The sequence below is a fragment of the Sphingomonas sp. Ag1 genome, assembly GCF_000980895.1.
Lineage (GTDB): Bacteria > Pseudomonadota > Alphaproteobacteria > Sphingomonadales > Sphingomonadaceae > Sphingomonas > Sphingomonas panaciterrae.
In genome coordinates, this window is the sequence record NZ_LAZX01000075.1 from 25,068 (window position 1) to 36,197 (window position 11,130).

Here is an 11,130-nt window from a genome sequence, read left to right on the forward strand (position 1 = left end):
GGTCCGAGTTCATCTATCAAAGAAGAATCATACCCACTTGCGTATTGGACCCACGCAAGTGGGTTCTTCTTTGATAGGAGTATTAGACGTGTCCACTACATTCTACAGCGTGAGCGCGCCAGCCGGTTCCGGTAAGACCTTTTCGCTCGTTCGTCATGCTCTCTTGCTGGCGCAGAACCACCAGAAGGTGCTGATCGCCCAGCCCACCAAATTGCTAATCGACCAGACTGAGCGTGACCTACTCGCTCACAACGGGAACGTGAAAGTCACCAAGATCGTGTCGAGCACGGGCTATGCCAGTGCATCGGTCAACGCTCGCATTGTCGGGCACATGGCGCAGGCCACGCAGGGCCAGGACGAAATCCTACTTGTCAGCCATGTGGCGCTTGCCCAGCTACCGAATGCCTACAGGCAGTTTTGGAACCTCTTCGTTGATGAGGTGCCCGGTGCTTTCACGGCGCACAAGCTGAACATCAGGAAGTCTCACGGCTACATCACACAGCACATCACTCTGGATGCTGATCTTGTTCCCGGCATTCCCGTGGTGAGTGCCAGCGACGTTGGCGCTTTGCGCGCTCTAGCGCAGAACAGCAGTCAAGACGACGCGATCGCGGTTTTCAAGAAACTAGCTGACGACATTCTGAACCCTGACAAGGTGGTCTGCGTTCAGTACGATGCGTATAACAACCTGCTCACTGGTGCTGGAAAAGCGAAGGAAATCCACTTCTTCGCGTTTCAGAAGTCCGACTTCGTTCAGGGGTATGCAAGCACCACCATCATGGGCGCGAACTTCGATGATACGGAACTCGCCAAAATCTGGGAGAAGGTCGATAGCATCAACTGGAAGCCGCACCCGGTAATCAACGGGAACCTGCGGTATAAGCACCATACGAACGGTCGCCGATTGACTATCAAGTACGTCATAAGCGGCAACTGGTCGCAGGAGTTTGGCAAAAAGTCGCACAACGGCAGCTCTGTGCTGCAAAGCATCGCGAACCTGATGACCGACGAGCTTGGCGAGGACTTTCTTTGGCAGTCCAACAAGAAGGACGAGGACTACCTGTTTGATGAAGGCTTGAAGCTGCCGCAGAATACCCAAGGGCTGAACCGCAAGGCGTTTCAGCGGACGCATGGTGTCGCGCTCGTGAAGGCTATCAACCACAGCACCGGGCCAGCGGCGTTTCTGAAGGCAATCGGCCTGACAGACGAGGAACTGAAGATCACGCTTCAGTACCAGAACGAGTACCAGGCGATGATGCGCTGTTCGCTGCGCGAACCGAACGCCAAGGAAGACGTGACCGTCTGCGTGGTGAGCGAGGGTTCCGCTCGTTGGCTTGCCGCTCGTTTTCCGAATTGCAACGTCGAGCAGATCAAGAGCGACATTCCAGAACCAAAGCTGCGCGGCAATCCCGTCTCCGAGCGTAAGACGCCAGCGGAGAGCATGTGGGACAGCCGCGAGAACAAGAAGGTCCGTGATGCCGCTGCAAATGGGGAGGTTTACGTCGCTCGTCCGTGGACGCCGCGTGAACCAAAGGGCTTTAGGATTAAGTGACGCTTGACGCGTCACTCAAGAGTGAGAGCCGCGATCAATCCGCCAACGCTTTTTGCAACAAGCGTCGAATAGCTTCAGGGCGAGACGTAAACGGCGGGCCAGACGACGCGACATAGGCGTCGATCTGATCCAACTCGTCTTTGGTCAGGCGCACGCTGGTAACGCGAGTTTCCTGACGTGGAAGTCCGCGCAAGGGACGGGCAAGATCTTCGCCTTTGTTGACTGAACGTCTCTGAGCCATGCGCCACGATAACGAGCGTAGTCCAAGCTTGAAAGCGGCTTTAATAGCTTTGGTGCCGACATATTCGCTCGCGCGTTGATCGGCTGAAGGGGAACCATTTTGTCCGATACCTCAGCCGAATGTCGCGCTCGCGCGGCTGCTTTGCGCGCCACATACGGCGACAGCCCACTCGCCAACGTCCGTGATCGTTACGAAGCGGCGGCTATGAGGTGGGATGCCATGGCGGTGAAGGCCGAGCGCAGTGAGAAAGCGCGCGCGGCCAAGCTGACACAGGTGTTGCCGATCGCCGGCTGACACGGCAGCTTGCCCCAATGTGTAACCGAGCGCGCCTACAACGCGAGCCTGACACGCTCTTCGGGGCGACCAATAGGCTGTTCAGCGAACGGCCTCGCGACAACCGTTTCAACCCAGCGGAGCTTCGACCCAAGTCACGCAACTACGTGATCCGAGAGCAGGACGGTGAACGTGCTTGGGACGTGATGACGTGGGACGTGCTCGGCGGTCAGGCGCCCTGGCCGATGACGAACGTCCGCAACCTGAAGCTACCGCAATGGCGCAAGCTGGCCGAGAATCCCGAGAACCGCTGCCTCGTGCCGCTCACCGAGTTCGCGGAGTTCACCCCCGAGAAGCATGATCTTGGCGACGGCAAGCCGCCGTTGAAGGGGGAAATGTGGTTCAGCGTGACAGATCAGCCCGTGTTCGCTGTCGGCGGGTTCTGGCAGCACACCAAAGACGGGGCGGGTTTCACGATGGTGACGTGCGATGCCAATGAGCTAGTCGCGCCCATCCACCCCAAGGCCATGATTACGATCCTCGAACCCGACGATATCGAGAGGTGGCTTCATGGTTCGTATGACGACGTGGTCGCGCTTCAGAAGCCCTACGCTGCGAGCAAGATGACCGTGCGCGGGCCTATCTTCCCAACGCGCACGGGAGGGCGGTGACCAACCGAGCTACGTCGCCTCAACCTCGTTAGCTGCTCCACCGGGGGCCTCGTCAGCAAGTCTGTCCAGCGCGGCAGCTACATCCTCCAACGCAGAGCGCATCGTGCTTCCCTCGAAGATATCGAGAAGTGCCCGGTAGTGAGCAGCTTCCGCCCGCAGGTTCTCGTAATCGCGGCTCACCGGCGCTAACTAGCAGGTTGATTGTTAGAACGAAACAATTTGGTTCACGGTCCCAGGATTTGACAATCAGGCTCGCGTGTTATGTCGAGCCGTCTCAAGAACGGCGCGTGCTCGCAAGGCACTAGGATAGGGGCTTGAAGGGAACCGTGGCTGTATGTTCGACAGTCGTCTTCGCCTTCACCTGCTCTTTCGGATGCAGGCCGACCTGCCAGCCCATCATGGCCAGCGCAGCTACGCCGGCACCAATCAGGCCAGACGCTGCCTTGCCGATAATGCCCGCTCCCTTGCCGGCACCCTCTAGCTGTTGAAAGCGGCCTTCGTGGTTCCTGACGGTGCTTTCCACAGCCTCAAACCTGCCAACGTAGCCCTGACGAATGATGCTCGTTTCTTCCAACTTGCTGATGCGGCTCTCGTGCGCGTCAGAGCGTCGATTAGCCTCGTCAAAGCGAGCATTGATGTTCTGGAAGCCATCGCCAACACGCTGGTCCAATCGGATCAGCAAGTCGCGCATGTCCTGCGGGATAGCCGGGGTCTGATGGCCGGCCATTACGAGCCACCCATGTAGCTATCGATGATGCCGACGACGACCGCACCGCCAAGCGGAGACACGCGGATTGCCCACGTGAGGGCCATGCTCTTCACCGCCTCCAAGCGCCACACGCGCTTCGCGAAGTCCCACCCATGCTTGCCAGCGAACTTGATGAAGCCTCTGAGCGTGCGGTCAGTTTTCGCGGCCTGAACAGCCGTCTCGCTATTTTCCATGTATCACCCAAAGACGCGCTAGGCCGTCCCCTCTTAGTTGTTGGTCAGGTATTCGACGTAAACGCGGTTCATGCTGAGCGTGATTGGCGCGCCGGTAGTGCCGGTTGAAACCCACGCGGCGGGGTAGAGTAGGCCGTTGTAGCTGAGGTTTCCGCCCCAGCCATAACCAGCGAATTGGTAGCCCAGCTTTGCCTCACCCATGCCGGGGTAGCTGATGAAGGTGAACGTGACTGTCTCACCATCCAGAGTAGCGTTGATGTTCTCTTGACTGCGCGACATGGTGCCAGAAGCACCGCGCGAGAATGCGTACAGCTTTGTATCACCGGCATCAGCGCCAACGCCAACAACGCTCGTCATCGTTGCGGTGTTCGCGTTGCCCGGAACAACCGGGTTGCCAACTAGGCCGACGAACCAACGCTTACCCGGAGCAAAGTCCTTGATGCTTGCGCGGATCGTAACAACGAAGCCACCAGTCTGGGACTGATTGCTCGACAGAACAGGCGCAGTTGCGATCCATGCTGCCTGTGAGCCGACTGCGGCGTCCGTGACGTAGTTCAGGGTTGGCTCGCAAGTGCTCTTCGTGTTGCCGATGGCCTGAGCAGTAGGAGTGCCAGCGGAAATGAACGGCATCGCGTTGGCGTCGAAATCGGTGCCGTGGCTTGCCTGCCAACGTCGAGTGCTGGTGTAGCCCTCATGGGTACCCAGAGTGCGGTTGCCCGGTAGGGTGTATTGATCGGTGATCTGGAGGAACGGATATCCCGCTTCCTTCCTTGGCTTCACCACAACGTCATCGAGCTGGAAGCCGAAGTCAGCCACACGGACGAGCATCTTAGCGTTACCGCCCAGAGTGGTCGCTGTATTGCGGAACAGGATCGAGGTATTCGCGCCGGGAACGCTTAGCGAGCCACCGCCAGTTCCAGCCGGTCCTTGAGGACCAGTTGCGCCGGTGTCGCCTTTATCGCCCTTCAGCCCCTGCGGACCAATTGGACCTTCTGGACCGACCGGACCCATTTCGCCCTGGATGCCTTGTAGGCCTTGTGGTCCAGCGGGACCAGTTGCGCCAGTATCGCCCTTGGAACCGGTCGCGCCATCTGCGCCAGCTGGGCCGGGTTCACCCTGTGGACCTTGAGGGCCAGCAGGACCGGGAACAGCCTCACCACCGACACCATCACGGCCAGCGGGACCAGTAGGACCAGCAGGGCCGGTGTCACCCTTGTCACCCTTTGGACCAACGGGACCAGTCGCGCCGGTTGCCCCGGTCGCACCAATTGGGCCAACGGCACCGGCATCGCCCTTAGGTCCAGTCGGACCAGCAGGACCAGCAGGGCCAGCTTCACCGGCAGGACCGCGAGCACCATTGGCACCAGCTGCTCCGGTGTCTCCCTTGTCACCCTTAGGACCGGCTGCGCCGTCCGTTCCCTTTTCGCCTCGGTCGCCCTTCGGGCCAACTGGACCAACGGGACCAGTTGGACCGGCCAAGCCAGGTTCTCCACGATCACCCTTGTCGCCCTTGCCGCCCTTGTCGCCTTTCGGACCAGCCTCGCCACGCTCACCAGCAGGACCGGCCTCGCCAGCGGGACCGCGTTCACCCGGATCGCCCTTGTCACTCTTCACCGGATACAAACCCTCGGTGACTTCGATGACGTTGATTTCCTCGCTCTGGGTGACGGATACGACTTCGCTTAGTGGTGTGTTCATTATGCCACCCTGAGTGCGTTTACCGCACCTTCTCTGATTGGAATGATTTCGCCCGCTGGGGCGGGTGGGACGATGTAGAATGCGTATTCCATCGTCGTGTCGTCACGAATGAAACGCACCTGCTCGTTGGTGATCTGAATCAGGATGCTCTTGCTTGCGTCATCCCAAGTCAGGCCGTTGCCCAACGACAGCTTTAGCTTGGCGCGTCCCTCATCCAGAACGACGAAGTAGGCTTCTCCGATCTCGCGTGTAATGGGAGAACCGTCTGCTAGGCGAAGCTGCCAAATGCGATTGAACACCAGCGAGCCTTGGGCTGCGGTGCTGTAACTTCTTAGTTCAATGTCTCGAATCTCGACCATGCTGGAGACCTCCCGCCATATTTAGTGGGAGGTCTCCGTTCGCTTGGGTCAGCTTGGCTTGTAGGGCTTGTTGTTCGTGGCCTGATGGAACACGAACCAGCCGGTGCCAGCATTCGCCCCCTTTGCCTCTTCTGCTGCCTTCTTCTGGTTGAAGTATTGCTCAGCGATGTTGTAGGCATTGGCCAGAGCAGTTGAACTGCGGCCCATATCCATGAGCAATCCGGGTCCAGCGAGGAACTGGTCCATCGACTGACCATCACGCGATTGGACGTTGCCGTTCATGTCGTGGCACGTATCCCACGATGGACTTGGCTTGCTTTGTGCTGCCGAGACAGCCGCCATGGTCTGCGGCAAGGAAGCGACATTGCCACCAGCTGCGTTGATCTGGGCAACAGTCCAGAGCGGGGTCAGGTATTCTGTGCCGTCCTCTGCGTTGATCAGCATTCCCTCATTGAGCCTGCCAATGATGCGCTTTTCGTGCGACATAACCAGCCAGTCGATAACTGCCTTGGCCTTAACCGAGGCTGCGCTGATTGCCTGATTGAAGCCCAGCTTGTGACCCGCGTGGAGCGCACTCAGCCAATAGCCAACCATGAAGTCATGCGTGTAAACGCTGTCACCACGGCAAGTGGTAATGCCGAAGCGCGAGTTGGACGCATAGACAGCCTTGTTGCCGTCGATGCTGGTGCCAGTGCGGATATTGGTCGGCGGGTTCAGGAAGCCGGGGGTCGCGTCATAGTGCTTGTCGTAGAACGCCTCTAGGTCGAAGATCACCCAATCCATGACCTCTGCGCGGCTGTAGAGGCGCGACGAGTTGGACGAAGCAGTCTTCCACAGGAGCGCAGCGTGCATGTAGGTCCATGCCGTCTCACGATCACCAATGACGTTCACGTCATCATCGTTGAGGATATAGTTGGAATACAAGCGCGGCATATCGCTGAACTTGTGGCCCATCATCGCAAACTCAGGCGTCTGGAATAGCAGCGAACCCCAATGTGGGTATTGGTGCGAGTGCGCCTTATCAATCATGTTCGTGCCGAAGATCGGCTTCTTGGGATCGGTGCCGCCGCGTGGGACCCTCACTCGGAGTGGGTTGCTGCCAGCCATCCACTCGTAGGTTCGACCACCCTGAATATACCATGCCTGGCTCTCAGGAACGGAAGCCTCACCATAACCATAGTAATGGTTACGAAGCCTGATGTTGCGACGTGCGTTGCCGGTGCCCTTGTAGAGCGGCTTCGCTCGTCCACCTTCCATGCCGTAAACCGGATCGCTGGCGTAGCCAGTGAGGTAGTCGAGCGTGATTTGCTTCATCGAGCGACCATCGAAGGGACGGGTCGAGCTCACATCACGAGCATACTGCGCGAGCATTTCCGGCATGATCTGACGATCATCGCGCGTGCCACCCGGTCCAGTTACAGGCGAACGGCCCATCTGGTTGAACGGAGTGTATTTGAGCCAGATGCCAGCGTTTGGCGTGATGGCCGTCTCAGTTAGGAGCGACCTGTGGAGCATTGTGGATGCCGCAGCCTGTGCGATTAGCGCATTCGTGTCACTCGGCTCCCAAGGCATGACGCGATAGTTCGCAAAGCCGTTGATCTGGCCGTCGCCGTAGATACGGGCATCGCCACCATTAACCGAATAGCCAGTGCTGGAACCGAAGGGTACGCGAATGTCGTAGGTTGGAACAGTCCGCCAGACGCGCTGCTGATCGTAAGCCACCGGATCATGCGAGCGCCAGATAACCGACGAACGGGTGGTGCCATGTGGCTGCCAACGATTGTTCGCGGTGACGATTGCCACGCCACGACCATCGACCGTGCCTTCCCAGCAAGCAGGGCGAGCCGGGTTGTTCATGGGGTCGCCGTTTGGCTGCTCGATGCGCGCCAGAAGTGTTCCCTGATTGTCGTAGATCATCCACTTGTGAGCGACCATGTAGCTTTCCTTGTTGGTCGGATCGCCAAATGGGTTCGCGGGCATCTGTGTCGCGTCCCAATCGTAGATGAATTGGAACTGGACGTAATTGCCCATGCGAATGCCTTCGCAGTAATAGTTGATGCCGTTGATGTTCGGCACCTCGCCTTGCGGAAGAACCTCAGTCCAGCTTGCCTGTGCGTCGTAGAGGTCGTTGTCCTCATAGCGGCAGTTCTGGGCAGCAACGCGCGTCATCACCAGTTCGCGAGGGTGGGGCACGCCTACGCCGGTGGACCAATCCTCAAGGACGGCCTTGTAAGCGCGACCAGCTGGCAGCGACATTTCACCGACGTTGATCGACAGTTCAAACGGCGTGCCGTTGCCGATGGAGTAGCGCAGCACGTAAGGACCGGGAGCCGTTACGTTCCTCGCATCAACGGCCAGAGCCTGTAGGTCTGCACGGCTGATCGGCCCACTGGATACGTTCTGGTAGGAGACGGCGATACCGGGCTTGTCGTAGCTGACTGAGACGTATTCGACTTCGAGGTTCGGGATGCCAACGGACGTATTGCCCGAAGACGCGCCGATTTCCATTGGCATCAGCGGAGTGATGCGCGGCTTGGTGTTCGTCGGCTTCGGCGTGCCAATCTGCTGGCCGTTGATGAAGAACGTCATAGTGCCGCCGTCGCCGGTCGGATTGTTCGTCCACTCGGCTTCGTATAGCTGGTTTGTGCCAAGGACGCGCAGATCACTAGGATCGCTCACCACGTCTTCCTGACTGCCGTTACGGCCAAGGATCACCTTGAGTGTTGGACCATCCCAATAGGGTTCAAGACGCATTTCACCGACTTGGTAGTCCATGAGGGTAGCCAGAACGCCGCCCATTGTGCCCTCAGGCACGACGCCCTTAAACGACAAGCGGATGCGGTTTGGTGTCTGGGTTGTGCGGTCATCAGCAGTAGCGACGAACTCGATGCCCATTGGATCAGTCGTCAGGTAGCCGTTGGTATTGGCAATCACGACGCTGTTGTTACGGAAGCCGAACGAAGCGGTAGGACCGACCTTGTTCATCACGATGGAGTTTGCGACCGCATCACCTGTGACGGGGTAAGGGGCACCGGACGTGCCGAGACGCCACGAGGAAGCCACTGGATCCACCTTGGCGTTCTCGCGCTTAACGAGCAGCGGCAAGCCAGCTGGTGCAGTGAGGTTGAATGTCTGGGCTGCGTTGGCAACCGTGATGCCCAGATCGAAGATCGTGCCGGGTGCGCCATAGATCACGCCAGAACCCGTGAGGTCGATATCCTCAACAGGCACCTCGGGCTGCGGCTCAGGGGCATTCGTCAGGCCGAGGATAGCGATTGTGTTGCCGCTGGTCGTGGCCCTCAGATAAAGCCCAATGCCCATATCGGGCCTATTTGCGGGCAAGACGACCTGCGCTTGCTGTGAGAGCGTGACGCCGGGTTCTCCCTGAACAACAGGCACCAGCATGTAAACGCCGGGTGAGCCAGCTGGCATAGGCTTGTAATCAGAGAAGTTGACGATCGCGCCAAAGCCAGCATCGCCGTTCTTACCGGGCACGCCCTGAGGGCCAGCGGGACCAGCAGGGCCAACAGGACCGACCTTTGCGTCTAGTAGCGGACCGATGCGCTCGGCAATGTCAGCAACGTCCTGAGCAAGCTCATAAACCTCGGCCTGTAGCGGAAGAAGCTCGTAAGGGACGTTGGAAGCTGTATCGCCGGAATAGGGCTGGGTAAGGGTAAGCTGGTTGCGGGAATCAACGCTGCGAACAGTGAAGTTCAGACCGCCCAAGCTCAACTGAAGGCCGGAGTAGTTGACGACCCAGTTCGTGCCATTGCCGGTAACGGTGACAGAACCGTTTGTCAGGTTTACAGTGCCACTATCCTCATACTGAAATGCCATAGAAGTGGCTCTCCTGCTAAATGATCTTTGATATTTAGCGGAGGAAGTCGGGGCGGCTTACTTGCCGACAGCCCACCAATCAAAGCCGTTCAGGGACTGACCACTTGGACCAGCACGGATCGTGACCGACACACCAGTCAGAGACATGGTATTGCCAACTAGGTGAACCCATGCGTCCTGATCGCGCGAATTGTAGAAGTTCACGAATGGCGTAGCTTGCGTGGTGAAGACGGCCTGCGTGAATGGACGCGGGAAGGTGATCGGGAACAAGCCGCCGCTGAAGTAACCACGCACCTTGCCCCATTGCAGAATGATGCCGCCGGGTAGCTCCTGATAGCCGCTGTCAGCGTTGATCTGGCTGTTAAGCGTGAACGGCTCTTCCATCGCATCGAACGTGATGCGACCAACACGAACGTTGGGCATGTAAACGCCCTCAGCATCCGCATAGAACACCTGCTGTGGATTTGCGCCGGGGGTGCTGATGCGGAAGCTGTCGGTGGTGAAAGCGATAGCAGAAACGCCATCCTCGATAGCAACACCCATGCCGGCGATAACCTGCTGACCGTTCTGATCGGTCTGCACCTTCAGGACATAGGAAGCGCCAGCCTTGCCGGCCTTATCAACTGCCGTGTTGATTGCCTGTTCGACACTCGCACCCGTGACGCCGTTGAGGTTGTCCAAACGCGACTGAATGGTGCGTGTCTCATTTGCGCGAGCGCCGTTGTCATCGGCCTGCGTCTTCTGGATAGTCTGAATGATGCCGTTGATGACGGAGATTGGCCCGCCTTCCTTGGTAATGTCCGTTACCGAACTGCTGATCGTGTCGGAGCGTTCGGCTGCTGCCTTGCGGTCGTCGGCCTGCGTCTTCTCGATCGTCTGAATGGCCGCTTCACGGGCCTTCTTCTCATCACCAACTTCCGTTGTGATCCTGACGCCCATTTCGTCAATGCGGAGCGCCAGTGCGGTATTGCTCTCTCCATCAACGATAAGTTCGCGAAGGTCGTTGAACGTGCCATCCATCTCGGTTCGCACGTCGCCAATCTCGGTGGTGATGCGAACGCCCATCTGGCTAATATCTTCGGCGAGCGCGCTGTCCTTCTCGGCGCGAACGCGCTCTTCCTCAACCTGCCAAGCGGACACGCCCTTGCCATAGTTGGCGATCTTCGTGTCCACGGATTCAGCCGAAGCGAAGTCGAGGCCCGCGATCGTGCGCCTAATCTCCGCAAGTCCAGCTTCGATCGGCCCATCAATGTCGATGCCGGCGACCTTCGCTTCTGCCTCTGTGACGCGGCTGGTTAGCTGAAGCATTTCCTCAGCGACCTTGTTGCCGTTCTCATCGACGCGCGTTCCAATCTCACGGACAGCCACAAGCGCCTGATCGTGGAGCGCAAACGCCGCCTTAATCTGACCAGCGCCGTATTTCAGCTGGAGAGCAGATACCTTGGCGATGGGCTCGCGCAGTAGGGGAGTGACAAGATCGGGCAGGAATTGGCGAATATCGTCCACATTCTGCTTAACCTCCTCCACGGCCTCTTGGACCGGCACGAGGCCGTTGGC

General features: G+C 58.5%; 9 protein-coding genes. 2 read left to right on the plus strand and 7 right to left on the minus strand.

The features are described 5' to 3' along the window. The first annotated feature begins 88 nt into the window (after positions 1 to 88). The gene (locus XM50_RS02910) at positions 89 to 1,552 is read left to right on the plus strand and encodes a DEAD/DEAH box helicase family protein (RefSeq protein ID WP_156167100.1); all 1,464 of its coding nucleotides are present in this window, start codon (positions 89 to 91) and stop codon (positions 1,550 to 1,552) included. 552 nt (positions 1,553 to 2,104) lie between these two features. Next, a complete protein-coding gene (locus XM50_RS02915; protein WP_046407238.1) occupies positions 2,105 to 2,737 on the plus strand; it encodes an SOS response-associated peptidase family protein in 633 nt (210 codons plus the stop codon). A 301-nt stretch (positions 2,738 to 3,038) separates the two neighbouring features. Here XM50_RS02915 and XM50_RS02920 read toward each other — a convergent pair whose 3' ends face one another. The 7 genes from XM50_RS02920 to XM50_RS02945 all read right to left on the minus strand — a co-directional run. Then, positions 3,039 to 3,464, minus strand: a complete 426-nt coding sequence (locus tag XM50_RS02920; RefSeq protein WP_046407239.1) for a hypothetical protein — start codon at positions 3,462 to 3,464, stop codon at positions 3,039 to 3,041. After that, complete coding sequence (locus XM50_RS02925; RefSeq protein WP_046407241.1) at positions 3,464 to 3,679, minus strand: hypothetical protein; 216 nt, start codon at positions 3,677 to 3,679, stop codon at positions 3,464 to 3,466. The genes XM50_RS02920 and XM50_RS02925 overlap by 1 nt, the downstream gene beginning before the upstream one ends. A gap of 33 nt (positions 3,680 to 3,712) precedes the next feature. Continuing rightward, positions 3,713 to 4,495, minus strand: a complete 783-nt coding sequence (locus tag XM50_RS20705) for a hypothetical protein (RefSeq protein ID WP_231621832.1) — start codon at positions 4,493 to 4,495, stop codon at positions 3,713 to 3,715. A gap of 149 nt (positions 4,496 to 4,644) precedes the next feature. Beyond that, positions 4,645 to 5,037 carry a hypothetical protein gene (locus tag XM50_RS20710; protein WP_231621833.1) on the minus strand — a complete coding sequence of 131 codons (393 nt, stop codon included), beginning with the start codon at positions 5,035 to 5,037 and terminating at the stop codon, positions 4,645 to 4,647. Positions 5,038 to 5,376: 339 nt separating this feature from the next. Further along, positions 5,377 to 5,736: a hypothetical protein gene (locus XM50_RS02935; protein WP_046407243.1), complete on the minus strand. Its 360-nt coding sequence runs from the start codon at positions 5,734 to 5,736 to the stop codon at positions 5,377 to 5,379. Between the two features lie 48 nt (positions 5,737 to 5,784). Beyond that, positions 5,785 to 9,573: a collagen-like triple helix repeat-containing protein gene (locus tag XM50_RS02940; RefSeq protein WP_156167102.1), complete on the minus strand. Its 3,789-nt coding sequence runs from the start codon at positions 9,571 to 9,573 to the stop codon at positions 5,785 to 5,787. Positions 9,574 to 9,630: 57 nt separating this feature from the next. Then, on the minus strand, positions 9,631 to 11,130 hold a 1,500-nt coding region (locus XM50_RS02945; protein ID WP_156167104.1), incomplete at its 5' end, for a gp53-like domain-containing protein.

Excerpts from the sequence above, each read along its gene's own strand:
- XM50_RS20710 (WP_231621833.1), bottom strand. The coding sequence starts at position 5,037 with ATGGTGCTCGCGGTCCTGCCGGTGAAGCTGGCCCTGCTGGTCCTGCTG.
- XM50_RS02935 (WP_046407243.1), bottom strand. The coding sequence starts at position 5,736 with ATGGTCGAGATTCGAGACATTGAACTAAGAAGTTACAGCACCGCAGCC.
- XM50_RS02915 (WP_046407238.1), top strand. The coding sequence starts at position 2,105 with ATGTGTAACCGAGCGCGCCTACAACGCGAGCCTGACACGCTCTTCGGG.
- XM50_RS02940 (WP_156167102.1), bottom strand. The coding sequence starts at position 9,573 with ATGGCATTTCAGTATGAGGATAGTGGCACTGTAAACCTGACAAACGGT.
- XM50_RS02925 (WP_046407241.1), bottom strand. The coding sequence starts at position 3,679 with ATGGAAAATAGCGAGACGGCTGTTCAGGCCGCGAAAACTGACCGCACG.
- XM50_RS02920 (WP_046407239.1), bottom strand. The coding sequence starts at position 3,464 with ATGGCCGGCCATCAGACCCCGGCTATCCCGCAGGACATGCGCGACTTG.